Source organism: Mesorhizobium sp. M0340 (assembly GCF_040321535.1).
In the GTDB taxonomy this organism is placed as follows: domain Bacteria; phylum Pseudomonadota; class Alphaproteobacteria; order Rhizobiales; family Rhizobiaceae; genus Mesorhizobium.
On sequence record NZ_JAMYRR010000015.1, the window covers coordinates 13,298 to 39,116 of the forward strand.

A 25,819-nucleotide genomic window follows, 5' to 3' on the forward strand; every position below is an offset into this window, starting at 1 on the left:
TTGCGGTGATGACGGGGCCGGTCAGTCGGGTTCCTGTCCACCCTCGGCTCCTCCGCTAACGCCTTCTTTTGGCGCCGTGGCTCCTCCCACCGCCATTCTCTTCAATCTTACATAGGCGCCGGGCCGGGTGGACTTGCCGGTGCCACGCAACAGCGGAACCATCATTTGCCGCGGCTGGCCGTCCGGCTCATAGCCGGCCGCTTTGAGCTGCTCCAAAATGACCGGACGCGGATCGTCGCGGTCAAGCCAGACGAGTACGGCCGGCTCCTGCATCAGCATTTCGAAATTAGGCACTTCCTGGTCAAGTGCGACCAGTTTTTCGTCGACCAGCCGCAGGTTTCCGACCCATGCACCATCAGATATTGCGGTTTTGACCGGTCCGTCCGCAGTCAGTTGGCGATAGAGGGCCGGGTAATCCACGCGGATCATCCGCGACAGACCACTGGTCCCGTTTATCTGGACGTACCAGGTGGCGGGCGCGAGGAGCACGGCGATGATCGCTCCAGCCGCGATTACCAGGAGCTGCGCATTCCTGCCGCGCGGCGTCAGCCGTTCCATAGTGGCGACGATGGCCGGCGGCAACATGAACAGGACCGGTAGCAGCCAGCGATCCTTGACCACCGTCACGCCGGTGGCCAGTACAAGTATCGCAAGCATGGCCAAGCCGAGCGCCAAGGTACGCCTCAACAGAATTTCCCGAGCCGGACCTTTCGGGTGCCACTCGGAGAAACGAAACCCGGCCAGCCCGAAAGCCAGCGCGGAGACGAGCACCGGCAAGACCGCGAAATTGAAGGTCCCCATGATAAACTTGCGGGCACCGACAAAGGCCGCCGCCATGCGCCCTCGTTGCGAGTCTATTCCGAACTTCTCGCCTCTCGACAATAAATCGGCGGGATGCATGAGGCTCCAATAGGTGGTTGGCGCCAGCACCAATATCGCGACCGCTATGCTGATGGCGAACTTCGGATCGAGGATTACGCTGCGCCATTCGCGCAGCGACAGCACTGCCGCAACAAGGGCTATCACGAGAAAGACATCATTATATTTGGCAAGAATTGCAGCCGCCGTGGCCAAGCCAAACGCCGCATAGGCGACCATGCTCCGCCGTTCGAGAAGATAGGCCATGGCAAGCAGGAGCAGCGAGCAGAAGGCGACGACGGCGACGGAATGCGACAAGGCGCGCTGCGATTCCCAGACGATCTGCGGGATCGTAAACAGACCGAACATGGCCGCCGCCGCTGTCGCTTTGGTGTAGCCGAACCGCCGCATGGCGGCGAACACGCTGCAGGCGGCGAGGAACAGCACGGAGTATTTGACGAGCTTCAGCGTGAAGATACTGGTGCCGAAAACATGCGCGGCCAGCCAGTTGATCCAGGTGTAGAGGGGTGGTTGCGAGCCGCCATATCCAGCCCAGAGATACGGTATATAGATCAGCTGCTCCGCATCATCGATGCCGACGCCGGTTCCCGCCCAAGAGCTCAACAGGGACAGTATGATGGTCTGCAAGGCGAAGTAAGCCGCGACCATGACAATCGCCGCCGGGAACGGGCCGATCCGTCCCTCGGCCAGCCACTCGGCCCATCTCAGATTGTACTTCAATGAAATCTCATCGCCCTTGCCAGCAGAGTGTTGCCGGCTGCGCTAGCATGAAGAGCATGCTCCGCACAATGCGACCGGCTGGCTGCGCCTACGTCCTCATCTTTTCGCCGCTCGGATCGAACGGCGGTTCGACATTGATGCGTGCGGGACGCCGGTGGCCAAGGATTTCGATCTCGAACAGGCCGGCGCTCTCGTTCTCGGCAAGCGCTGCCGGTACATAGCCTTGCGCCATCGACTTCTCGACATAATGCGCATAGCCGCCGGAGGTGATCCAGCCGACCACGCGCCAGTCGCCGTCGACAATGCCGCGCACGGCAGACGCGCCTTCGGCGGCGTTCGAGCCGCGCACTTCCTTGCCGCCCGCGTCGAAGCGCGGTGCACCGTAGCCATGCGGCTTTTCCACGGTGCCGTAATCCTTGCCGCCGACTTTGGCCCAGATCGGCTCGTCGCCCATGACGTCGGCATCCGCGGCATCGACGATGAAGGAAACGCGGCGCAGCTTCGGCCCTGCCGCCTGTTCCCTGGCTGCCGCCTCCCGGCCGATGAAATCGTTCTTCTCCAGCTTGATGAAGCGGTCCATCGAGCCTTCGAATGGTCCGTAGATCGGACGTAGCTCGCGGAACCAGGTCGGGAAGTTCTTCTCAAGGCGCATCGAGAGCAAAGCCCGCATGCCGAAATCGATAAGGCCAAACTCTTCGCCAGCCTCCTTGATCGCCTTGTAGACCAGGCGCTGGTAGGCGGGCGCCATCCAGATCTCATAGCCGAGGTCGCCGGTGTAGGTGATGCGGTTGACCATGCAGGGCGCGCCGCCGACCGCCATCTCGCGGAAATCCATGAAGCGGAAGGCCTTGGTCGAGATGTCGACATCGACCAGTTTCTGCAGCAGGTCACGCGATTTCGGCCCGGCGATCGACAACCCGACCAGCGTCTGGTCGAAGCGGTGGATGCGGATGCTTCCATCCTTCGGCAGATGCTTCTCGAACCAGCGCATGTGGTATTTCTGCGCTGCCGAAGAACCCCAGATCATGAAGCGTTCTTCGCCCGCCTTGGCGATGGTGAAGTCGCCGATCAGCCGGCCGAACTCGTTCAGCATCGGCATCAGCACGATGCGGCCGGTCCTTGGCATGCGATTGGTCATCAGCCGGTTGAGGAAGTCCTCGGCCCCTGGTCCGGAGACTTCGTATTTGGCAAAGTTGGCGATCTCGGTGACGCCGACCTTCTCGCGGGTGGCGCGCACCTCCTCGCCGATCGGGCCGAAATCATTGGAGCGGTGGAAGGACACGACGTCCTTCGGCTCCGAGCCTTTCGGCGCGAACCAGAGCGGGGTTTCGAGACCCCAGCTGTCGCCCATGACGGCGTTGTTGGCGAGCATGGTGTCGTAAAGCGGGGTCGTCTGCGCCGGTCTTGCCGCCGGCAATTCCTCGTTGGGAAAGCGGATGGAGAAACGGCGCGAATAGTTTTCGCGCACCTTTGCGTTGGTGTAGCGCAGCGTTGCCCATTCGCCGAAGCGGGCCACGTCCATGCCCCAGACGTCGAAGCCGGGGTCGCCATGGACCATCCAGTTGGACAGCGCCAGGCCGACGCCGCCACCCTGGCTGAAGCCGGCCATGACGGCGCAGGCGCACCAGAAATTGGTCAGGCCCTGCACCGGGCCGACCAGCGGGTTGCCGTCCAGCGCGAAGGTGAAGGGACCATTGATGATCTGCTTGATGCCGGCCTTCTCGATGCCGGGGAAATGCTTGAAGCCGATCTCAAGCGACGGCGCGATGCGGTCGATGTCGGGCTGCAGCAGCTCGTGGCCGAAATCCCACGGCGTGTTGACCGGCGACCACGGCTTGCAGGCCTTTTCATAGGTACCGAGCAGGATGCCGTTGCGCTCCTGGCGGGTATAGATCTCGCCCTTGAAATCGAGCACGCCGATCATCTCGCGGCCGGTCGACTTGTTGAATTCCTCGACCTCCGGCATCGGCTCGGTCAGGAGATACATGTGCTCCATGGCCAGCACCGGCAGTTCGACGCCGACCATGCGACCGATCTCACGCGCCCACAGGCCGCCGCAGTTGACGACATGCTCGGCTTTGACCGTGCCTTGCTCGGTGACGACGTTCCAGGTGCCGTCGACCTCCTGCGTCAGTTCGACGACGCGGTTGCGCAGCACGATCTCGGCGCCCAGCTTCCTGGCGGCCTTGGCATAGGCGTGGGTGGTGCCGGAAGGATCGAGGTGGCCCTCGACCGGATCCCACATGGCGCCGACGAAATTCGTCTCGTCCATCAGCGGGAACATCGCCTTCGCCTCGGACGGCGTGATCAGTTCTGTGTCCATGCCGAGATAGCGGCCCTTGGCGTGGGCGAGCCGCAGGAAGTCCATGCGCTCGGGCGTATCGGCCATCATCACGCCGCCGGTCAGGTGCAGCGAGCAGGATTGGCCGGAAATCTCCTCGATCTCCTTGTAAAGCTGCACCGTATAGGCCTGCAGCTTGGCGACGTTGGGATCGCCGTTCAGCGTATGGAAGCCGCCCGCCGCATGCCAGGACGAGCCGGAGGTGAGCTCCGAACGCTCGATCAGCAGGATGTCGGTCCAGCCAGCTTTGGCCAGATGATAGAGCACCGAGCAGCCAACGACCCCGCCGCCGATGACAACCGCTTTTGCATGAGATTTCATTAAGATAATTCCGTTTTTGAAGAGATTGAATCGAGTGAGCGGGGCGCGAAAACAAAGCGGAGGTCGAATACGGCGATGTTTTCGGCCAGCCTGCCATCAAGCGCGGCAAGAATGGTTTCACAGACGGAAGTACGATGTTTCAGGACGTCATGGTTCCAAAGACGCAGGATCGAATAGCCTTGGGCGCGCATGAAATCATCGCGGCGGCGGTCATATGAACTGTCGGCGTGCTGTTGTCCGTCGATTTCAACAACAAGCCATTTTTCGCGGCAGACGAAGTCTGCAAAAAAGGCGCCGATGGAGAACTGACGCGTAAAGCGATAGCCGCCAAGCTTGCGCGCCTTTAATTCAAGCCAGAGCAGTGCTTCCGCCTGATTGCCTGCTTGCCTAAGTTTTCGTGCTCGCTCGGTTGTACCTATTTTGCGGCGACTACGCGTTTCATGAACGGCTTCCCCCACTCCGTCGCTGCTTCGCAGCGCCACCTCTCCCCCCTCCGGAGGGAGAGGAAGGGGGCTGGCTGGAATAAGGTCGCGCCCTTCCTCTACCCCGTCGATCGGGGGAGAGGTGTCGAGCGAAGCTCGACGGAGCGGGGGTCGACTGTTCATCAAACCAATGATCAGAAATCGGTCGGTGCGCCGCCTTCGGCCCGGCGCTTGTCGACGAAAGCGTTGAGCTCCTCGCGAATTGCCGGGTCCATATAGGGCTCTTCATAGGACGCCAGCCGTTCCTTCCACACGCGATTGGCTTTTTCGAGCGCCGTCGGCGATCCCGCCTCCGCCCAACTCTCGAAATTGCGCCAGTCCGAAATGATTGGCGCGTAAAACGCGGTCTTGTAGCGGTCCTGCGTGTGCTGGGTGCCGAAGAAATGGCCGCCGGGGCCGACCGACTGGATGGCATCGAAACCGAGCGCTTCGTCGGAAAGATCGAGCGGCGTCAGGAACTCGGCGACCATCTGCAACAGGTCTATATCGAGGATGGTCTTTTCGTAGGAGCAGCGCAGGCCGCCTTCGAGCCAGCCGGCCGCATGCATCATCAGATTGCCGCCACCTTGGATGGCGCCCCACAGCGAGAACACGCTTTCATAGGCGGCTTGAGCGTCGACCGTGTTAGCGGCGCAGGTGTTGGAGGTGCGGTAGGGGATGTTGTAGCGGCGGGCGAGCTGCCCGCCGACCAGCTGCGCCTTCATATATTCCGGCGTGCCGAAGGCCGGCGCGCCGGACTTCATATCGACATTCGAGGTGAAGCCGCCGTAGCCGACAGGCGCGCCCTTGCGCACCATCTGCGCAAAGGCGATGCCGGACAGCGCCTCGGCATTCTGTTGCACCAGCGCGCCGGCAATCGTCACCGGCGCCATGGCGCCGGACAGGGTGAAGGGCGTCACGATGACCACCTGGCCCTTGCTCGACATCTGGATGATACCTTCCATCATCGGCACGTCGAGCTTGAGCGGCGAATTGGTGTTGATGATGGTGAATACCGACGGCTCTGCGAGCAACTGCTCATGGCTGATGCCGCGCGCGATCCTGGTGATCTCGATGCCGTCGACGTTGCGCTCCTTACCGAGCGAATAGATGTGGAACATCTTGTCGGTCAGCGTGGCGAGGTCACGGATGCATTCGAGGTGGCGCACGGACGGATGGATGTCGATCGGCTCGACCGGGTACCCGCCCGTGCAGTTCAATATGTTGTGCATCTGCGCAAGCTTGAGGAAGTTGCGGTAGTCCTGCTGGTTGCCTGGCCGGCGGCCGCGGTCGACGTCTGAGCAATTGGGTGCCGACGCCATCATCGAGATGATCAGATTATCGCCGCCGAAGCGCACATTGTGCGTCGGGTTGCGGGCGTGGATGGTGAATTCCGGCGGGCAGTGCGCTACCAGTTCCAGGATCATGTCGCTGTCGAAGCGCACCCGCTCGCTGCCTTCGCGGACATCGGCGCCATGCGCCTTCATGATGCGCCGGGCTTCGTCATGCAGCACGTCGACTCCGATTTCCCGCAGCACGCGCAGAGAGGCGAGGTGAATTGATTCCAGCTCGTCGTCGGAAACCAGCCGGGTCGGCGTCAGCGGGTTCTTCAACTGCCGAAACGGCGGCTGCTCAAACGTCGTCGATCCGCCGGCACGCTTCCCCGCGCGGCCGCCGCGACGGGCGCGGTCGTTTGCCAGTGCCGGTTCGGCGGGCTGAAGGGCGGCGGTCATAAGAGTCCTCGTACGCTGCGGCAATGCGGCGGCATAATGGACCGCCGGCCGTCCGGCCATTGCGGAGGCGGCGACCACTAGGGCGAGGGAAGCGACATGCCCTGGGGGCAGCCGGCTGGATCGCCAGCCTCTTGATCGCGTTCCGGCTGGCGCAAGCGGTTTTCCTTGCCGGTGCTTACCGCGACGGAACCGAAACGCTAATCCTGCATCATGGACCGGGCGGTACAAAGCAGCGGCGAAATAGGGCAATGGGCGGCGATCACCGGCGTGATCGCCACCGTCTCGGTGTTCGCCATCGCGCAAGGGCTGAGCTATCCGCTGTTGAGCTTCATCCTGCAGCGCCAGGGTGTCTCGCCGGCCATAATCGGCCTGTCGGCGGCAATGACGCCGATCGGCTTCATCGTCTCGTCGCCGCTGGTTCCGGCGCTGGCGCGGCGTTTCGGGGCAGGGCGCACCGCGCTTACTTGCGCGGCACTTTCCGCGCTGGTGCTGGCGCTGATCGGCTGGACCCAAAACGTCTATCTGTGGTTTCCGCTGCGCTTTTTGATCGGCGCCGTCACCAACCCGCTCTACGTGCTGAGCGAAGTCTGGGTGATCGCACTGGCGCCGCCGGCACGCCGCGGCCGCGTCATGGGCATCTATTCGACCATCATTTCGGCGGGCTTTGCGGCGGGGCCGCTGTGCCTGCTTGCGGTCGGCACCGTGGGATGGCCGCCGTTTCTGGTCGGCATCGGCGCATTCCTGTTTTGCGGCGCCTGCCTCGCCTCGGTGCTGGCACGGCTGCCCAAGGTCGACGAGAGCGGGCACCGGGTTTCGGTGCTGGGGTTCGTGCCGCAGGCGTGGCTGCTGTTGTCGGCGGTGATTGTGGCCGCCGGTTTCGAACAGGCGGTGCTCGCCTTGCTGCCGGTCTACGGAACACATTATGGCATTGCGGAAGCGCACATGTCGGCGCTGCTGTCAGTGATGATCGCCGGCAATATCGCTATGCAGGTGCCGCTCGGCTTGTTGGCGGAACGACTGACGGCGCGGCTGGTGCGGTTCATCTGTGTTTCGATGACGGTGCTGGGATGCGCGCTGCTGCCGGTTTTCATCGAGACGCCGCTGATCTGGCCGTGCGTCTTCGTCTGGGGTGCGATTTCGTACGGTATCTACACGATGTCGATCATCGAGCTCGGCGAGCGGTTCACCGGCTCGGCACTGGTCGCCGGCAATGCCGCCTTCTCTTTGATGTGGGGCATCGGCGGCATCGCCGTGCCGCCGCTGGCGGGCAGCGCCATGGATGTTGTTGGCGCCGGCGGCCTGCCAATGACGCTCGGTGCCATTTGCCTGGCGCTGGCAGTTGTAACGGTCATTCGAAGACGGATGGCGTGAATGCCAGAAAGCCGCCGTTTCTGACGAACGACTTGAATATAAGCGGCCCCATGTCGATCTTGGCTATGCCGCCGCCCGACTCAACCGGAGACCTCATGACCAAATCGAATACCAAGGGCCAGCCGGGTTCGGCGGCCGAAGACCCGTTTCTCTGGCTGGAGGACAGGAGGGGCAAGCAGGCGCTCGACTGGGTGCATCGCCAAAATGCGATCACGGTCGGGGAGCTGCAGGGTGATCCGTCCTATCAGACGTCGTTCCAGACGGCGCTCGACCTGATGACGGCCGAGGATAACATCGCCGTCGGGGCCGCTATCAACGGCTATGTCTATAATTTCTGGCAGGACCGAACGAACGTACTCGGCCTCTGGCGGCGCACCACGGTCGCGTCCTACAAGACCGACAAGCCGGAATGGCAGACGATCATCGACTTCGACAGCCTGGCGGCGAAAGAGGGAGTGAAATGGGTGTTCAGCGGCGCCAGCCGACTTTATCCCGACTTCAGCCGCTGCCTGCTCAGCCTGTCGCCGGATGGCGGCGATGCCAGCGAGATGCGCGAATTCGATATCGAAAGCAGGTCCTTCGTCGATGGCGGCTTTCGTGCTCCTGCCTCGAAGTCGAGCTTTAGCTGGCTGGACGAGGACACGGTTATCGTTTCCGCCGCCTTCGAGGAGGACGACAAGACCCAGTCCGGTTATCCGCGCGTGGTCAAGCTTTGGCGGCGCGGCACGCCACTGAACGAGGCGATGCCGGTCTTTGAGGCGCTGAAGCAGGATCTTGCCGCCGGCGGGTCCGTCGAATTCGACGGCGACAAGCGTCATGTTTTCCTCGCCCGGACCATCGACTTCTTCGCCTCGCACAGTTTCCTGCGGCTGCCATCGGGCGAAAACAGGCGCATCCCGCTGCCGGACGACGTCACCGATACAGCGGTGTTCAAGGGCCAGCTTGTCTTCGGCGTGCGTACGCCATGGACGGCGCCGGACGGCACGCTATGCAAGCCCGACGGGCTCTATTCACTCGATTTCGAGCGCTGGATCGAAACCGGGCTATTCGGATCCCTCGATACCGTGCTCGAGCCGGCGCATCGTGTCTCGATCGCCGGTATTGCCCGCACGCAGGACCGGCTGTTCATCAATTTGATGGACAATGTGCGCGGCAAGGTCGTCGCCGGCAAGCGCAGCGACAGCCGCTGGGAGTTCAAGCCCGTGGCTTTGCCCGAAAACGGCAATGTCGGCATCAGCCATGCCGAGCATTTCGGTTCCAGCGTCTCCTTCTCCTTCACCGATTTCCTGACGCCGAGCTCGATCATCTGGTCGGACGACAACGCCGCGGGCCTCGCAACGGTGAAGTCGCAGCCGGCGCGTTTCGATGCGTCGTCGCTGGTCTCCGAACAGTTCGAAGCGCGCTCGAAGGATGGCACGATGATCCCGTACTTCGTCGTCAGGAGGCGCGACTTGCATGGACCCGTGCCGACATTGCTTTACGGCTATGGCGGCTTCGAAGTGCCGCTGCTGCCCGGCTATGCCGGCGTGCGCGGCAGGCTGTGGCTGGAGAAGGGCAATGCCTATGTGCAGGCCAACATACGCGGCGGCGGCGAGTTCGGCCCGAACTGGCATCAGGCGGCGCTCAAGGCCAATCGCCAGAATGCCTTCGACGACTTCGCCGCGGTCGCGCAAGATCTGGTGAAGCGCGGCATCGCTACGCCCGCCACGCTGGGCATCCAAGGCGGATCGAATGGTGGCTTGCTGACCGGCGTCTCGCTGACCCAGCACCCGGAATTGTTCGGTGCCGTGATCATCGAGGTGCCGCTGCTCGATATGCTGCGCTACACCGAACTGCCGCCCGGCGCGTCGTGGATGGCCGAGTATGGCGATCCGGCGAAGCCGGAAGAGGCAGCCTGGCTCGCCGCCTATTCGCCGTACCAGCATGTAGACACGGACGCAGCCTATCCGCCGGTGTTGCTGACGACCTCGACCGCCGACGATCGCGTCCATCCCGGGCACGCGCGCAAGATGGCGGCACGGCTGCAGGCGGCCGGCCACGGCAAGACGCTGTTCTTCGAGGAGACCGAGGGCGGCCATGGCGGACGCGGCGATCGGCGGCCGCAAGCAGCCCAGGCGGCGATGAAATATGTCTTCCTGCAGCGGGCCCTAACTGGCACCAATTGACTGGCACCAATTGACCGGCGTCGCTTGACCGGCACGGCTTGAACTGAGGGCTCGAGGCAGCCTAAGGTACATGCATGGCTCGGCTGGCGAAATCGGGTTGCGCATTTGGGGTCGCGGTGACGCCGTCGCCGCGCACGCTTCGCGCCGAGCTGTTGCGGCTGTGCGCCCGCATCGGCTATTCGCCGCCCGCTGTCCTCTGACGAATCCGCCCCGGCGCAAAAGCTGCCGGATTGGTTCAAGAGGAAAGATCAGACATGACCTACCAGAATTATTCGCTGAAGCAGCTTCAGCAGATCGATGCCGCGCATCACCTTCATCCGTTCACCGACCACAAAGAGATGCGCGAGACCGGCTCGCGGATCATCACTCGCGCCAACGGGCCGTTCATCTACGATTCCGAAGGGACGGAAATCCTCGACGGCATGGCAGGGCTGTGGTGCGTCAATGTCGGCTATGGCCGCGACGAGCTGGCCGACGCCGCCTACGCCCAGATGAAGGAATTGCCCTACTACAACTCCTTCTTCAAATGCTCGACGCCGACGCCGGTTCTGCTGTCGAAAAAGCTGGCGGAGATCGCGCCAAGGCACATCAACCAGGTGTTCTACGGCTCGTCCGGTTCGGAGGCCAACGACACGGCGCTGCGCCTGGTCCGTCACTATTGGGTGCTGGAAGGCAAACCGGAGAAGAACCGCATCATCTCGCGCAAGATGGGCTATCACGGCTCGACCATCGCCGGCGCCTCGCTCGGCGGCATGGATTTGATGCACAAGCAGCTCGGCGGCGCCGTGCCCAACATCGTCCATGTAATGATGCCCTATGCCTATGAGCTCGCACTGCCCGGCGAAAGCGACCATGATTTCGGCCTGCGCGCGGCAAAAGCGGTCGAGGACGCGATCCTCGAAGCTGGCGCCGACAAGGTGGCCGCCTTCATCGGCGAACCGGTGATGGGGGCAGGCGGGGTGAAGATCCCGCCGATGAGCTATTTGCCGGAAGTGCAGCGCATCTGCCGCAAATACGACGTCCTGCTGATGCTGGACGAGGTCATCACCGGCTACGGCCGCACCGGCGAGTGGTTCGCGGCACAAGCCTTCGATGTCGAGCCCGACACCATCACCACGGCCAAGGCGCTGACCTCTGGCTATCAGCCGCTGTCGGCGCTGCTGGTCGGCGACCGCATCGCGGCGACGCTGGTCGAAAAGGGCGGTGAATTCTATCACGGCTACACCTATGCCGGGCACCCGGTGGCCTGCGCGGTGGCGCTGAAGAACCTCGAGATCATCGAGCGCGAGGGGCTGGTCGAGCGCGTCAGGAACGACACCGGGCCTTACTTCGCCAGGGCTTTGCAGGAACGTCTCGGCGAGCACGATCTGGTCGGCGAGGTGCGCTCGTTCGGGCTGATGGGAGCGATCGAGATCGTCAAGGACAAGGCAACCAAGGAACGCTTCCTGCCGGCCGGCAACGCGGCGGTGACCGTTCGCGACCACGCAATTGCCCAGGGCATGATGCTGCGCGCCACCGGCGACACGATGATCCTGTCGCCGCCGCTGATCTGGACGCGCGAGACGATCGACATGGCCTGCGATCGTATCGCAAAGGCGCTCGATCTGGCCGAAGCAGATCTGCGCAAGCGGTGAACGACCGCCGGGCGCTCCATGTCGGACGCCCGGCGATCGACCGAGCGCTTGCCGGGCGAGGAAGCGAAACGCAAAAACCGCGCTCCATCGGAACGCGGCTTTGCCAGATACGCACGGCGCTTCGCCAACAATACACTTGCGAAACTAAAGGCGAAACTTACGGGCTCCGGTACGCGAGACCTGATCCGGAGCGCCGGGCGGATGTCCGCCTCGCAATCCGTTTTAAACGCATATCGTTACTGCAGGGTTAGCAAGAGCTTAAGCAAACCTAAATTTGCCGACTTTCCGCTTTGGGCAGATCGAAAACCTGTGAACTTGGAGCTTACGCGGGGTTACCACGGAGGAAATTAATGATGCCGGAAAAATCGGCACCGGCATTCCCCTGTGCGTTGAACAGCGCATAGAGCTGAGCTGCCTCGGCGCCGAGCGGCGTTGCTGCACCGACGCTCTGTGCGGCCTCCTGCGACAGTTTCAGGTCCTTCAGCATCAGTGCCGCCGCGAAGCCAGGCTTATAGCCATTGTTGGCGGGCGAAGTCGGCACCGGGCCGGGCACCGGGCAATAGGTGGTCAGCGACCAGCACTGGCCGGACGAGGTCGAGGCGACGTCGAACAGCGCCTGGTGCGACAGGCCGAGCTTTTCCGCCAGCACGAAGGCCTCGGCAACACCGATCATCGAAATGCCCAAAATCATGTTGTTGCAGATCTTCGCCGCCTGTCCGGCGCCGTCGTCGCCGCAATGAACTATGCGGCCGGCCATCGGCTTGAGGATTGGTTCGGCCTTGGCGAAGGCATCCTTCGAACCGCCGGCCATGAAGGTCAGCGTGCCGGCCGCCGCACCGCCCGTGCCGCCGGAGACTGGCGCGTCGATCGACAGCAACCTGTGCTTGGCGGCGATGGTATGGGCCTTTCGAGCCGACTCGACATCGATGGTCGAGGAATCGATGAACAGCGCGCCTTTTTTTGCCTTGGACACTATGTCTGCGTAAACCGACAGAACATGCTTACCGGCTGGCAGCATGGTGATGACCGCATCGGCGTCTTTCACCGCTGCAACGGCGTTGGCCATGATGACGACGCCGTGTTCCCTGGCGATGACGAGGTTCTCCGGCACCAGGTCGAAGCCGTACACGGCATACCCGGCCTTGACCAGGTTGGAGGCCATCGGATTGCCCATATTGCCGAGGCCGATGAAGGCGATGGTGGTCATGATGGCGCTCCGTGGGTGGGATGGAGAATAGTGAATAGTCATCAGGGATCATGGGTTAGTCATGTTCTATATGAGTTATTCACCCATTCACCATTAACTACTCACTACTCACTACTCACTAAATTCTCTACCGTCCAATCAGGGCGCGAGCGATGATGACGCGCATGATCTCGTTGGTGCCTTCGAGGATCTGGTGGACACGCAGGTCGCGCACCAGCTTCTCGATGCCGTAATCGTGCAGATAACCATAGCCGCCGTGCAGCTGCAGGGCGTCGTTGGCGACATTGAAGCCGGTGTCGGTGACGAAGCGCTTCGCCATCGCCGACCATTTTGAGGCATCCGGCGTGTTGCGGTCGAGCTTCGAAGCGGCGGTGTAGAGGAAGACGCGCGCTGCCTGCAATTCGGTTTCCATGTCTGCAAGCTTGAACTGCAGCGCCTGGAACTGGTTGATCTTCGAGCCGAAAGCCTTGCGCTCGGCCGTGTAAGCGAGCGCCTTGTCGAGTGCCGATTGCCCGCCGCCGAGCGAGCAGGCGGCGATGTTCAACCGGCCGCCGTCGAGCCCGGCCATGGCGATGCCGAAGCCGGCGCCTTCTGCCGCCAGAAGGTTTTCCGCCGGCACCTTGCAGTCCTCGAAGACGACCTGGCGCGTCGACTGCATGTGCCAGCCCATCTTGTGCTCGTTGGCGCCGAAAGAAAGGCCCGGCGCATCGTTCGGCACGACGAAGGTAGAAATGCCTTTCGGCCCGTCGGCGCCGGTGCGCGCCATGACGACATAGAGGTCGCTGTCGCCGGCACCGGAGATAAACTGCTTGGCGCCGTTCAGCACGTAGTCGCCGCCGCTCTTTGTCGCGCGCGTCTTCAGCGCCGCCGCATCCGAGCCCGAGCCGGGCTCGGTCAGGCAATAGCTTGCCAGCCATTCCATTGAGGTCAGCTTCGGCAGGAAGCGCCGGCGCTGTTCGTCGCTGCCGAAGCGGTCGATCATCGATGCCGCCATATTGTGGATAGAGATGAAGGCGGAAAACGCCGGATCGGCCCGAGAAAGCGCCTCGAAGATCAGCACGGCGTCGAGCCGGCCGAGCCCCGAGCCGCCGACATCCTCGCGGACATATATGCCTCCAAGGCCGAGCGGGCCCGTCTCGCGGATCACGTCGGCGGGGAAATACTTGTTGCGATCCCAGTCGAGTGCGTTCGGCGCCACACGGTCGGCGGCGAAGGCCTCGGCCATCTCCTGGATGGCGCGCTGGTCCTCGTTGAGTTCGAACTGGCCGGTGCCAGCATCGACAGCGGCGTCCATGGCGTGCTCCCTGACGTTTCCGGCCTGCTGGCCTGTCATTTTTGGCTTTGCGCGCCGCCCAATCTAGACCAATGATGCCGCCGCGCAACCCGACCCGTCTGCGCAGCCGCTGTGCGCGAATGCGCTTTGGAGCAAAGTGTGACGACAACTTTCGACGAACTGCTTGGATGCTTCCATGCCTATCTCCAGACGTTCGATGCTGCGCTGGTGCGCGACGCCGTGGCCCGGATCGGCTGGGATATGCCAAGCCGGCCGCTCGAACCGCATGCGCTGCCTTGTCTCGTCCAGCTCGACCGTATCGTCGAACTCGCTCCCGCTGCGGCCAAGCCGCTGGCGCGGCTGGTTGCGGAGCGTCGCGGCGATCTGCGCTGGGGCCAGACCTATGGCGAAGCGGATTTCGGCAAGGTTTTCATAGACAATTACGGCTGGCTGGAGGTGTTTGGTACGCGCGGCCATTTCGTCAATGAAGAGGTCGCGGCCGGCCTGCTGATCCTTGGACCCGACATCGTCTACCCCGACCACCACCATGTCGCGGAGGAGATCTACATCCCGCTGACCGGCGGCACCGAATGGCGCATGGGCGATGGCGGTTTTCGCCTTCGAGCGCCGGGCGAGGTGATCCGCCATGCCTCTGGCGTCAGCCACGCCATGCGCACCGGCAAGGAGCCGCTGCTGGCGCTCTATCTCTGGCGCGGCGGGCCACTGGCAGCCAAGTCGACGATCACCGTAACCGTTGCGCAGGGCAGGGACTGATATGGCCAAGGCGATCATGCTGCAGGGCACGGGTTCGGATGTCGGCAAGACGGTGCTCGTTGCCGGTCTGTGCCGCGCGGCCAGGAACCGTGGGCTGAAAGTGCGGCCGTTCAAGCCGCAGAACATGTCGAACAACGCCGCTGTCGCCGATATTCCAGGCGTTTCAGGCGGCGGTGAGATCGGCCGCGCCCAATGGCTGCAGGCGATCGCCTGCGGCGTGCCGCCGACCATCCACATGAACCCGGTGCTCCTCAAGCCGCAGACCGATGTCGGCGCTCAAGTCGTAGTGCAGGGCAAGGTGTTCGGCGAGGCGCGGGCGCGCGACTATCAGGCGCTGAAGGGCCGACTGATGGATGCGGTGCTGGACTCCTGGGCGACGGTCGGCGAGGGCGCGGACCTGGTCATTGTCGAGGGCGCGGGATCGCCGGCCGAGATCAACCTCAGGAGCCGCGACATTGCCAATATGGGCTTTGCGACGCGCGCCGGCGTGCCGGTGATCCTGGTCGGTGATATCGATCGCGGCGGCGTCATCGCCTCGGTCGCCGGCACCCACCTGATCCTGCCGGACGAGGACCGGCGCATGATCGGCGGCTATCTCATCAACAAGTTCCGCGGCGATGTCACGCTTTTCGACGATGGCATCGAGGCGATCGAAAAATTCACCGGCTGGCGCTGCTTTGGCGTGGTGCCGTGGCTGAAGGCGGCGGCGCGGCTGCCGTCGGAAGACTCCGTCGTGCTCGAACGGTTGGCGTCCGGTGAGAAGCGCGCGCTGAAGATCGCCGTGCCGGTGCTCTCGCGCATCGCCAATTTCGACGATCTCGACCCGCTCAAGGCCGAACCGCAGGTCGAGGTGGTGTTCGTGCCGCCTGGCCAGCGCCTGCCGCAGGATGCAGGGCTGGTGGTCATTCCCGGCTCGAAGTCGACGATCGGCGATCTCCTGAAATTCCGCGAGAACGGCTGGGACCGCGACCTTGCCGCGCACAGGAAACGCGGTGGCCATATCGTGGGCATCTGCGGCGGCTTCCAGATGCTCGGCCATGTCGTGCGCGATCCCGATGGTATCGAGGGCAGCGTTACCGAGACGCAAGGCCTCGGGCTGCTCGACGTCGAAACGGTGATGGAGCCGGAAAAGACGGTGCGCAATGTCAGCGCGCGCTCGGTGCCGTTCGATCTGCCGCTCGAGGGCTACGAAATCCATCTCGGCCGCACCACCGGTCCGGACACGCTGCGGCCGTCCGCCGTTATCAACGGCATCGATGACGGCGCTATCTCGGCCGACGGCAAGGTGCTGGGCACCTATATGCACGGGCTGTTTTCCGCCGATTCCTTCCGGGCGAAATTCCTCGAAAGCCTCGGCGTCAAGGGCGGCGGCATCGACTACCGCGCCGAGGTCGAACGGGCACTGGACGAGATCGCCGCCGAGCTGGAAACCCACCTCGACTGCGACGCCATCTTTGGGCTGGCGCGTTAGCTGGCGGGCTCGTCAGCCTTCGGCCAGTAGGTGCCGAACGACCAGACATTGCCTTCCGGATCGCGGCAGATGAATTCGCGGCTGCCATAGTCGCGGTCGGTGAGTTCTTCCAGAATCTGGGCGCCAGCGGTCTTTGCCCGCGCGTATGCCGCATCTGCGTCAGCGACCGCAACGTAGATCGACTTGCCACCGCCCGAACCGGGCGCGCCGACCATCTTGCCATAGGCATCGTCGCGGGCCGTGCCGAGCATGATGATCGAGCAGCCGAAAGCGAGTTCGGCATGGTGCACCACGTCGCCTTCGCCATAGCGGGCGCGAACGCTAAAGCCGAAGGCCTCGCACAGCCAATCGATCATCCTGCCGGCATTCCTGTAGCGCAGCGCCGGATAAAACCGCGGTGGCTCGGTGATGTTCGGCATGACTGATCTCCTTCAGCGGGTTGGTCGATCAACCCAGTCTGGGCGAAGGCTGGTTGCGCGTCTTGAAGAAATGTTACCTCGCGGCGACAGTGGTCGGCGTGACGCCTGCGAGGTCGCGGAACTCGCGCACCAGATGCGCCTGGTCGGCATAGCCGCAGTCGGCGGCGATGTCGGCCCAATCACTGTTGGCCTGTCTCGACAGGCCAAGCGCATGGTTGAAACGGACGATGCGCGACAGCGTTTTTGGGCCGGTGCCGACTGCGTCCGAAAATTTTCCGGCAAGATGCTTGCGGCTCCAGCCAAGCTTTTCGGCCAGCGTCGAGATGCGGGTCCGCCCACGCGTCGAGACGATCTTCTCATAGGCCCAGACCATTTCGGCCTGAGTGCGGTCTGCGGTTGCCAACCGATCGCCGACGAAGGCCTCGGCGATGGCAAAGCGTGAGCTCCAATCCGGCGCATTGCCAAGCCTTTCGCGAAGCGCGATGCCTTCGACGCCGAGCACGTCATCCAGGCCGACCATGCGGTCGGTCAGTTCGCTCATCGGGCGGCCGAAGAAGCGACGAGCGCCGAGCGGAGTGAAATTGATCTGCACACAGCAGGCGCCGCCGAAGGATTCGATCACCACCGGCCCGGCATAAAGGCCGGCGGCAAAACTGGCGAAGCGGTCATTGTCGCTGGGGTTCCTGCCGAGCCCGATGGCAAAGGGTTCGGCAAAGCTGATGACCAGCGGCACGGTCAGCGAGGCATATTCGATCGCGCGGAAATGGCCTGGCATGGTTTCGCGAAAGCCGCACATGTCAGTGACGGCGCCCTGAAGCCGATGGCTCGGCGCGCGCCGCACCATCTCGAACCGATCGAGCTCCGGGCCGTCGTGGCGGCTGCCGTCTTCGCTGGTGGGCATTGTGCTTTCCCTGGTCCAGGAATTCTAACAGACCATCCTGCAGAATCAAAAGCGCCCGGCTTTTGGCCGGGCGCTCCGAGTTGCCTGAGATTCCGAATTGTCTGGACGTGTTAAGCGCCGCGCATCAGACAGCCGGCGGCCAGCACGATGTAGGCGATGACGACAATCCACACGGAAGCCAAAGGGATAAACGCAAGAACGCCAAGCGCGGCGAGAACGCCGATGATGGCGATGACAAGGGATATGATAAAAATAAGCTGGGTAGGTGCACTGAGATTCATGTCCGTCCCTCCTCCACATGATTCGTACAGCGGCATAGTATCAGTCGCACGGTCACACACCAATGAGCGCAGCGGCTTGCAGCTTTCCGGCGAGAAAACATGCGGCTCCAGCACGCGCATCCCCGTTTGCGCCAGGCCGATTCCGCGCTACCTTCCGAACGAATCGGAAGGGGCTGATGGCGATGGGATTGCTGGACCAGATACGCTCGATTTTCGACGGCGACCCCGGCGTGCGCAAGGTGGCGGACGATCCGGTGCTGTCGGCGGAGCTACTGATGCTGTTCCGCATGATACTGGCCGATGGGTCGGTCAGCGAAAGCGAAATGACCGCCTTCAGGCGTATCTGCAGGGACGCCTTCGGCATTCCCGAAACCAGCGTCGACAGCGTCATCGAATACCTCAACGAATTCGGCTACGAGACCAACGGCTCGCAGGCCATCGCGCAGTTCCGCGACCTCGATGTCGAACGGCGCAAGCTGCTCGCCCGCCATATGGCCGAGATCGCCAAGGCCGATTCGCAACTTGCCGGGAGTGAGATGCAGCTGCTACGCCGCACCCTCGACCTGCTTGAAATCAGCCCTGCCGATGTGGTGAAGCCGCAAGGCTAACGGTCGCCGCTCACCCCTGTTCCTGCAGCCTTTTCGCAATTGCCCGGTGCAAATCTGGAGCGGCGGCGACCAACGCCTTGGCCGCTGCGGATTGCGGGTGGTCGAGCACTTCGCTTGTCCTGCCGCGCTCGACGATCTTGCCGTCATGCATGACCATCACTTCGTCGGTGATGGCGCGGGCGACGGTCAGATCATGGGTGATGAACAGATAGGCGATACCGAGCTTCTGGTTGAGCTCCGCGAACAAATCGAGGATCTGGGCGCGGATCGAGACGTCGAGCGCCGAGACCGGCTCATCGGCGACGACCAGCTTCGGCCGGGTGATGATGGCGCGGGCGATCGACAGGCGCTGACGCTGGCCGCCCGAAAACTCGTGCGGATATTTGTCCATGTCGCCTGGCGAGAGGCCGACCTCGTGTAGCGCATGCGCCACCATCTCGCGCCGTGCGGCGGGCGCCGGCTTCTTCTCCAGCACATGCAGCGGCTCGGCCACCAATCTTTCGACCTTCTGGCGTGGGTCGAACGAACCATACGGGTCCTGGAACACGACCTGCATGTTGCGCCGTGCCGGCTTCAGCTCCGCCTCGCTCTTGCCGGTGAGGGTATCGCCGCGGAAGCGGATCGCTCCCGATGTCGGCCCGTCCAGCGCCAGGACCATGCGGGCGAGCGTCGACTTGCCGCAGCCGGAACGGCCGACGAGCGCCACCGACTGGCCGGGCGCCATCGCAAAGGAGACATCGTCGACGGCGCGGATTGGAGCCGCGCGTTTCAACAGGGAGGTGCGCCGTCCCGGATAATCCCGCGTTACGTTCTCTACCTGAAGCAGCGGTTTGGCCGATCCGCTGTCATGTGTGCGGGCCCGCGCCGGCACATGCATGGAGGCCTGCGCCAGCTGTCGCGTGTAGGGATGAAGCTGTTCGGACAGCGTGCGCGCGGTATCGCCGGCCTCCATCACCTCGCCATGGCGCAGGATGATGATGCGGTCCGCCATCTCGGTCACCACTGCGAGGTCGTGCGAGATCAGCAGAAGACCCATGCGGTTTTCCGCTACGAGGTCGCGCAGCAGCTCGAGAATCTGCGCCTGCAGCACCACGTCGAGCGCGGTCGTCGGCTCGTCGGCAATCAGCAGCTTGGGCTTCAGCGCACAGGCGATGGCGATGACGACGCGCTGGCGCTGGCCGCCGGAGAGTTCGTGCGGATAACGCGAGAGCGGGAATTGTGCTGCCGGCAGGCCGACCCGGTCCAGCATTTTTCGCGCCCGTTCCTCAGCGTCGGCGCGGCTCGCCCTGGTGTGCCAGCGAATACCCTCGGCGACCTGCTCGCCGATGGTTTTGACCGGATTGAGCGCCGTCATTGGCTCCTGGAACACCATGCCGATGTCGTCGCCGCGCAGCGCGCACATCTGGTCCTCGCTGGCGGCAAGGATGTCGATGCCGTCGAAGGTGATGCGTCCGCTGGTATGCGCTGCCCAGGGCAGAAGCTGCATGACGGTGAGCGCCGTCATCGACTTGCCGGAGCCGGATTCGCCAACCAGCCCCATCACTTCGCCCGGCGCGACGGAAAGTTCGATGTCTCTGAGGATACGGGTGCTGCCGATGGTCAGCGACAGCTTCTCGATTTCGAGCAGGCTCATCGCTGCCGCCGCGATTTCGGATCGAGAATGTCGGCAATGCCGTCGCCAAGCAGGTTCAGGCCAAGCACGGTGACGACGATCGCCATGCCCGGAAAGATCGCCATCCAAGGCGCCACCACCATGCGGGTCTGGGCGTCAAACAGCATGCGGCCCCAGCTCGGCATTGGCGGCTGGGTGCCCAGCCCGACATAGGAAAGCCCGGCTTCGGCCAGTATGCCCAGCGCGAACTGGATGGTGCCTTGCACCAGCAGCAGCGTGGCGATGTTGGGCAGCACATGTTCGACGCTGATCAGCGTCCTGCTCTTGCCGGCGGCGCGGGCGGCGAGGATGAATTCGCGCGGCCAGATCGCCAGGGCGCCGGCCCGGGCGACACGCGCGAACACCGGGATGTTGAAGATGCCGATGGCAATGATGGCGTTGAACGCGCCCGGCCCGAAGATGGCGGTGATCATGATCGCCGAAAGCAGGGCAGGGAAGGCGAATACCAAATCGTTCAGCCGCATCAGCACTTCGTCGACGATGCCGCCGCGCGCCGCGGCAAAGGCGCCGAGCGGCACGCCGACGCCCATGCCGATGCCGACCGCCACCAGCGCCACGGCAATCGAATTGCGGGCGCCAACCATGATCATCGACAGGATGTCGCGACCGAAATGGTCCGTACCGAACCAGTGCGCCAGCGATGGCGCCTGGGTCTTGTCGGAAATGACCAGCCTGGTGACGTCGTAAGGTGTCCACAAGAAGGAGATGATCGCGACCGCTGCCACCAGTGCGGTGATGACGAAGCCGGCAAGGAACGAACGGTTTTTGAACGCCTTGACCAGGATGCTGGCAAGGTTCTCGTCGGGGATGTCGATGTGCAGCGTCATTGCCTGCCTCTCAGGCGCGGATCGACCACCGCATAGGAGAGATCGACAATGAAATTGACGACGATGACGGCGGCAACCAGCAGCATGACGACGCTCTCGACCACGATCAGGTCACGCTGATTGATCGCCTGGAACACCAGCCGGCCGAGGCCGGGCAAATAGAAGACGTTCTCGATGATGATGGTACCGGCAAGCAGGAAAGCGAATTGCAGGCCTAGAATGGTGACCACCGGGATCATGGCGTTGCGCAGCGCATGCCGCCACAAGACAAGGCGATAGGGCAGGCCCTTGGCGCGGGCGGTTCGGATGTAGTCCTCGTTCAGCACTTCGATCAGCGCCGAGCGGGTGACCCGGGCGAGGATCGCCGCCTGTGGCAGAGCGAGGGCGACCGCCGGCAGAAGCAGCGATTTCAGTGCCGGCAAGACGCCGGCGCTCCAGCCGGGAAAGCCGCCGCCCGGCACCAGCCGCAGCCAGACGGCGAACAGATAAATCAGCATCAGCGCAAACCAGAAATTGGGCACGGCGACGCCAAGCTGGGCGGCACCCATCGCGATCGTGTCGCCGGCCCGGCCGTGCCGGCTGGCGGAAAACAGTCCGACCGGAATGGCAATGATGGTGGACAGCGCCAGCGCCATCAGTGCCAGCGGCAGCGAGACGACGAGGCGCTCACGGACCAGATCGATGACCGGCACCGAATAGGTGTAGGAACGGCCGAAATCGAGGCTCAGCAAGCCGCCGGCCCAATGCAGATAGCGCAGCACGACGGGAGCGTTGAGACCCATCTGGTTGCGCAGCAATTCGATCTGGTCGGCGCTGGCGTTCAGGCCAAGCATCAGCCGCGCCGGGTCGCCGGGAATGATTTCCAGCACGGCAAACACCACCATCGAGGCCAGAACCAGCGTGACGACGGCGATGGCGAGCCGCTTGAGGAGGTAGGCGGTCATGGACGTTGAGGAACCGCTGTGTTGGCGAACGCAAAAACCGGGCGAAGCTTGCGTTCCCGCCCACCCTTTGTGCCGGACATCTCCCCCTCAAGCGGGGAGATTGAGCCCTCATCGCCGCTTTCGCTAACCACTGGCGTTGCAAGGGCAGTGCCAGCGCGGAAACGGCCAGTCTCCCCGCTTGAGGGGGAGATGTCCGGCACAGAGGGGGGTGTGACGGAGTGCAACTTTCGCCCCTTCTGTCAGCGCCTCAATCCGTCCACTTCACCTTGGTCAGGTCGTTGGCCTGGATCGGGGCGTTTTCCCACAGGCCCTGCAGTTTGGCGTCCCAGACGCCGACCTTCGGCAATTCGTACAGGAAGCCGACCACGGCGTCATCTGCCAGGACCTTCTGCGCCTCGCCGAGCAGCGTCGTGCGCTTGGCCTCATCGGAGGTAAGGTTCAGCTCCTCGATGATCTTGTCGAACGCCGGATTGTCGTAATTGAAGTAATAGTCCTTACGCGAATAGATATCGATGTCGTTAGGCTCGGTATGGGAAACGATGGTCAGGTCGTAATCCTTCTTGGTGAAGACCTGGTCCAGCCATTGCGCCCATTCAACCGGTATGATCTCGAGATCGATGCCGATTTCGCGAAGCTCGGAGGCGATGATCTCGCCACCGAGCCGCGCGTAGGAGGGCGGCGGCAGCTTGAGCGTCGCCTTGAAGCCATTCTCTAGGCCGGCTTCCTTCAGCAATTCCTTGGCCTTGTCCACATTGTGCGGATAGAGGCCGGTGAGGTCGACATAGGCCTTGCTGGCGGGCGACATGTGCGAGCCGATCGGCACGCCGAGCCCGGCCGAGGCGCCGTCGATGATCGCCTTGCGATCGAGCGCAAAGGAAATCGCCTGCCTGACCTGTAGCTTGTCGAACGGCGGCTTCTTGTTGTTGATCGACAGGATGGTTTCACCCTCGGTCGAGCCGATCACCACCTTGAAGCGTGGGTCGTCCTTGACCTGGGCGACGCTGTCGGGGTCGAAGAACGGAAAGGCCTGAACGTCGCCGGAAAGCAGCGCCGGAACGGCGGCGGCGGCATCCGGAATGATGCGGAACTCGGCCTTGTCGAGGAATACCGGGGCGCCCCAGTAATTGTCCGACTTGACCAGCGTGATCGATGAGCCCTTGGCCCAGTTGTGGAACTTGAATGGGCCGGTGCCAACAGGCTTTTCCTTGTTGGTGTCGGCTGTCTCAGGCGCCACGATAACCGCGTCGCCCCAGCCCATATTGTAGAGGAACGAGCCTTGCGGGTTCTTCAGCGTGACCTTTACCGTCGCGGGATCGACAACCTCGACCTTGTCGATGGCGGCAAACAGGCCCTTTTGCGCGTTGACGGAATTTTCGGCGCGGGCACGGTCGAGCGAGAATTTCACGTCATCGGCGTTGAAGTCGGTGCCGTCATGGAATTTCACGCCGGTATGCAGCTTGAAAATGTAGACCTTGCCATCGTCGGAAATGCTCCAGCTTTCCGCGAGATCGGGCAGCACCTCGCCGTTCGGGCCGATGCGGGTCAGGCCCTCGAAGACATTGGCATAGAGTACCTCGTCGATTGCCGCGGCGGCACCCGCGGTCGGGTCGAGATGCGGGGGTTCGAGCGTAATGCCGATGACCAGGTCGGTGCGCGCGGCCATCGCCGAGGTTCCGGCGGCCAACGCCAGCGCCGCGGCGGCCAGAATGGTTTTCCACAATTTCATCGTGCAACTCCCCATGTCTAAAACACGTGCTCAAACCCGGCCGGATAGAAGCGTGAATTCGCCGCCGAGTAAATTGCGTTTCGTCCCGTCGGCGGTCGCCGGGAGGAATGTTTTTTCGCCCATGGCCGGATCATCGCGGGCCGGCGTCCCTCAGCAGAACGTCGAGGCCGATCGCCATCACCTTTGCCGAGTCCAGCATATCGGCAATGCCGACCCATTCATCGGGCCGGTGGGCGAGATCGAGGATGCCCGGGCCATAGGCGATGCAGTCATAGATGTGGCCGATACGGGCGATGTGCTTCTGGTCGTAAGTGCCGGGCGAAATCACATAATCCGGTTCGCGGTCGAATATCTCCATGATGCCTTGCGTGACCGCCTTAACCACCGGCGCGTCGCGCTCGGTCATCAGCGGCAGCACCTCCATCAGATCGCGGATTTCGTAGTCGAACTTTTTGCGCTCGCGCTTCAGCCGTTCGAGGATATCGGTCACCTCGCTCTTGACCGTAGCGAGATCCTCTTCGAGCAGGAAGCGGCGGTCGATGGTCAGCCGGCAGGAATCGGGCACGTTGGGCGAGGGCAGGCCGGGCCGGAAATCCTCCGTCTGGCCGCCATGGACCGAGTTGATGTTCATGGTTGAGCGTTTTGCGCCTTCGGGCACGACCGGCATGCGCGTCATCTTGCGGTCGAGCGCCGGAAACAATTCGTCCTCGAAGGCGCGCAGCACGGCGCCCATATGGCGCACCGCATTGTCGCCGAGGAACGGCATCGAGCCGTGCGCGATCTCGCCCCTGGTCTCGATCTCCGCCCACCAGACGCCGCGATGGCCAAGGCAGATGCGATCCTTGTTGAGCGGCTCGGGAATGATGACGTGGTCGACCTTCGGCCTGGAGAAATAGCCGAGCTTGGCCAGATGCGCGACGCCGCCAAAGCCGCCGGACTCCTCGTCGACCGTGCCTGAAATCTCGATGGCGCCGGGAAAATCGGGAAAGACCTCCATGAAGGCTTCAGCGGCGATGATCGAGGCGGCAAGCCCGCCTTTCATGTCGCAAGCGCCGCGGCCATAGACCTTGCCATCCCTGACGATGCCGGCGAACGGATCGAGGCTCCAGCCGTCGCCGGGCTCGACGACGTCGATGTGCGAATTGAAGTGCACGCAAGCACCCGGCGCCCGGCCATCGAAGCGAGCGACGACGTTGACGCGCGGGTAACGGTCAGTGTCGCCAGGTGTGCCCTCGGCACGGATGAATTCGGTCTCAAAACCACGCTTCTTCAGCCGCGCGCCGATATATTCGGCACATGGCCGATAAGCTTCGCCGGGCGGATTGATGGTCGGAAAGCGGATCAGATCCGCAGTCAGTGCAACCAGATCATCGGCTCGGTCATCGATAGCCTTGAGGAGCCGTTCGTTCGGTTCGTTCATTCGGCGAATTGAGCAGCGGATGAGGGGGTTTTGCAAGCCCAATGGCGAATTGCCAGGCGATTGCGTGTCGTTACGGCAACTATTGCGGGAAATCGTTCAAATTCGCTGCTTGGGATTGGTGAAATCGTCAGGGAGTAAGTGTTAGCTCGCTGGCTTGCCATCAAAACGCTGGAGAACAGCTGAAGGCAGGCAGGCAAGGGGCATCAAAGGGGTTTGATTGCATGAAAAACACTGTTCTCATGGCAGCAACATTAGTAGCGATGCTGTTCGGTTCGTCGTTCGAGAGCCGTGCGGCCAGCCTGGTCGCGAACATCGATATTTCCTCACAGACGATGACGGTAAGATACGGGCTGTCGTATTACCGATGGAGCGTTTCCACCGCCCGCAAAGGCTATATCACGCCACGCGGCAGCTATCGTCCACAGCGGACGGCCCGGATGTGGTATTCGCGCAAATACGACATGTCGCCGATGCCCTATTCGGTGTTCTTCCGCGGCGGCTATGCCATCCACGGCACCGGCGCGATCCGGCAATTGGGGCGCCCGGCATCGCATGGCTGTGTGCGCCTTCACCCCAGCAACGCGGCCGCATTCTATTCGATGGTGCGCAAGGCCGGCTTCGGCAATACGCGGATCCTCGTGACGAATTAGGGTCTGCTCCTCGGCCGCAAC

General features: G+C 63.0%; 21 protein-coding genes. 7 read left to right on the plus strand and 14 right to left on the minus strand.

Annotated features, from left to right (window positions below; translation table 11 throughout):
* Nucleotides 1-21 precede the first annotated feature (21 nt).
* The 4 genes from NKI79_RS20895 to NKI79_RS20910 all read right to left on the minus strand — a co-directional run bounded on the left by NKI79_RS20895 (nt 22) and on the right by NKI79_RS20910 (nt 6,455).
* On the minus strand, nt 22-1,599 hold the full coding sequence (locus NKI79_RS20895) for an ArnT family glycosyltransferase (protein WP_352803974.1): 1,578 nt from the start codon (nt 1,597-1,599) through the stop codon (nt 22-24).
* Nucleotides 1,600-1,687: 88 nt separating this feature from the next.
* Nucleotides 1,688-4,261: a GcvT family protein gene (locus NKI79_RS20900; protein WP_352803977.1), complete on the minus strand. Its 2,574-nt coding sequence runs from the start codon at nt 4,259-4,261 to the stop codon at nt 1,688-1,690.
* Nucleotides 4,261-4,743, minus strand: a complete 483-nt coding sequence (locus NKI79_RS20905; protein ID WP_352646891.1) for an endonuclease domain-containing protein — start codon at nt 4,741-4,743, stop codon at nt 4,261-4,263. The genes NKI79_RS20900 and NKI79_RS20905 overlap by 1 nt, the downstream gene beginning before the upstream one ends.
* A 134-nt stretch (nt 4,744-4,877) precedes the next feature.
* Entirely contained in the window at nt 4,878-6,455 is a 1,578-nt protein-coding gene (locus NKI79_RS20910) for a trimethylamine methyltransferase family protein (protein ID WP_352646889.1), read from the minus strand.
* 210 nt (nt 6,456-6,665) lie between these two features.
* Here NKI79_RS20910 and NKI79_RS20915 point away from each other — a divergent pair, with 210 nt between their 5' ends.
* From NKI79_RS20915 to NKI79_RS20925, 3 genes are all read left to right on the plus strand, one after another.
* Nucleotides 6,666-7,826, plus strand: coding sequence for an MFS transporter (locus tag NKI79_RS20915; RefSeq protein WP_352803979.1), 1,161 nt, complete (start codon nt 6,666-6,668; stop codon nt 7,824-7,826).
* 95 nt (nt 7,827-7,921) lie between these two features.
* Nucleotides 7,922-9,991 (plus strand): prolyl oligopeptidase family serine peptidase, encoded by a 2,070-nt coding sequence (locus NKI79_RS20920; protein ID WP_352803982.1) that lies wholly within the window; start codon nt 7,922-7,924, stop codon nt 9,989-9,991.
* Nucleotides 9,992-10,245: 254 nt separating this feature from the next.
* Nucleotides 10,246-11,625: an aspartate aminotransferase family protein gene (locus NKI79_RS20925; RefSeq protein WP_352803984.1), complete on the plus strand. Its 1,380-nt coding sequence runs from the start codon at nt 10,246-10,248 to the stop codon at nt 11,623-11,625.
* 322 nt (nt 11,626-11,947) lie between these two features.
* On the opposite strand, the gene mmsB is transcribed toward NKI79_RS20925, so the two are convergent.
* Together mmsB and NKI79_RS20935 are read right to left on the minus strand one after the other, a co-directional pair.
* Nucleotides 11,948-12,832: a 3-hydroxyisobutyrate dehydrogenase gene (gene mmsB / locus NKI79_RS20930; protein ID WP_352803986.1), complete on the minus strand. Its 885-nt coding sequence runs from the start codon at nt 12,830-12,832 to the stop codon at nt 11,948-11,950.
* A 127-nt stretch (nt 12,833-12,959) separates the two neighbouring features.
* Nucleotides 12,960-14,126, minus strand: a complete 1,167-nt coding sequence (locus NKI79_RS20935; protein WP_352803988.1) for an isobutyryl-CoA dehydrogenase — start codon at nt 14,124-14,126, stop codon at nt 12,960-12,962.
* A gap of 138 nt (nt 14,127-14,264) precedes the next feature.
* Between NKI79_RS20935 and NKI79_RS20940 the strand changes: the two genes are divergently transcribed.
* Both NKI79_RS20940 and NKI79_RS20945 read left to right on the plus strand, forming a co-directional pair.
* Entirely contained in the window at nt 14,265-14,879 is a 615-nt protein-coding gene (locus NKI79_RS20940) for a dimethylsulfonioproprionate lyase family protein (protein ID WP_352803991.1), read from the plus strand.
* Between the two features lies 1 nt (nt 14,880).
* Nucleotides 14,881-16,350 carry a cobyric acid synthase gene (locus NKI79_RS20945; protein ID WP_352803993.1) on the plus strand — a complete coding sequence of 490 codons (1,470 nt, stop codon included), beginning with the start codon at nt 14,881-14,883 and terminating at the stop codon, nt 16,348-16,350.
* Here NKI79_RS20945 and NKI79_RS20950 read toward each other — a convergent pair.
* The 3 genes from NKI79_RS20950 to NKI79_RS20960 all read right to left on the minus strand — a co-directional run bounded on the left by NKI79_RS20950 (nt 16,347) and on the right by NKI79_RS20960 (nt 17,951).
* The gene (locus NKI79_RS20950; RefSeq protein ID WP_352477625.1) at nt 16,347-16,769 is read right to left on the minus strand and encodes a VOC family protein; all 423 of its coding nucleotides are present in this window, start codon (nt 16,767-16,769) and stop codon (nt 16,347-16,349) included. The genes NKI79_RS20945 and NKI79_RS20950 overlap by 4 nt on opposite strands.
* A gap of 73 nt (nt 16,770-16,842) precedes the next feature.
* Nucleotides 16,843-17,670 carry a helix-turn-helix domain-containing protein gene (locus NKI79_RS20955; protein ID WP_352803996.1) on the minus strand — a complete coding sequence of 276 codons (828 nt, stop codon included), beginning with the start codon at nt 17,668-17,670 and terminating at the stop codon, nt 16,843-16,845.
* Between the two features lie 110 nt (nt 17,671-17,780).
* Entirely contained in the window at nt 17,781-17,951 is a 171-nt protein-coding gene (locus NKI79_RS20960) for a hypothetical protein (protein WP_254818195.1), read from the minus strand.
* Between the two features lie 176 nt (nt 17,952-18,127).
* On the opposite strand from NKI79_RS20960, the gene NKI79_RS20965 reads away from it, so the two are divergent.
* Nucleotides 18,128-18,559: a tellurite resistance TerB family protein gene (locus NKI79_RS20965; protein WP_352505767.1), complete on the plus strand. Its 432-nt coding sequence runs from the start codon at nt 18,128-18,130 to the stop codon at nt 18,557-18,559.
* 10 nt (nt 18,560-18,569) lie between these two features.
* Here NKI79_RS20965 and NKI79_RS20970 read toward each other — a convergent pair whose 3' ends face one another.
* The 5 genes from NKI79_RS20970 to NKI79_RS20990 form a co-directional block, all read right to left on the minus strand.
* Nucleotides 18,570-20,192 carry an ABC transporter ATP-binding protein gene (locus tag NKI79_RS20970; protein WP_352804001.1) on the minus strand — a complete coding sequence of 541 codons (1,623 nt, stop codon included), beginning with the start codon at nt 20,190-20,192 and terminating at the stop codon, nt 18,570-18,572.
* On the minus strand, nt 20,189-21,058 hold the full coding sequence (locus NKI79_RS20975; RefSeq protein ID WP_352804003.1) for an ABC transporter permease: 870 nt from the start codon (nt 21,056-21,058) through the stop codon (nt 20,189-20,191). The genes NKI79_RS20970 and NKI79_RS20975 overlap by 4 nt, the downstream gene beginning before the upstream one ends.
* Nucleotides 21,055-22,002, minus strand: a complete 948-nt coding sequence (locus tag NKI79_RS20980) for an ABC transporter permease (protein ID WP_352804005.1) — start codon at nt 22,000-22,002, stop codon at nt 21,055-21,057. The genes NKI79_RS20975 and NKI79_RS20980 overlap by 4 nt, the downstream gene beginning before the upstream one ends.
* Before the next feature lie 247 nt (nt 22,003-22,249).
* The gene (locus NKI79_RS20985; protein WP_352804007.1) at nt 22,250-23,728 is read right to left on the minus strand and encodes an ABC transporter substrate-binding protein; all 1,479 of its coding nucleotides are present in this window, start codon (nt 23,726-23,728) and stop codon (nt 22,250-22,252) included.
* Between the two features lie 130 nt (nt 23,729-23,858).
* Nucleotides 23,859-25,148 carry an acetylornithine deacetylase/succinyl-diaminopimelate desuccinylase family protein gene (locus tag NKI79_RS20990; protein WP_352804009.1) on the minus strand — a complete coding sequence of 430 codons (1,290 nt, stop codon included), beginning with the start codon at nt 25,146-25,148 and terminating at the stop codon, nt 23,859-23,861.
* Between the two features lie 221 nt (nt 25,149-25,369).
* On the opposite strand from NKI79_RS20990, the gene NKI79_RS20995 reads away from it, so the two are divergent.
* Nucleotides 25,370-25,798: a L,D-transpeptidase gene (locus NKI79_RS20995; protein WP_352646859.1), complete on the plus strand. Its 429-nt coding sequence runs from the start codon at nt 25,370-25,372 to the stop codon at nt 25,796-25,798.
* The last annotated feature ends 21 nt before the right edge of the window (nt 25,799-25,819 follow it).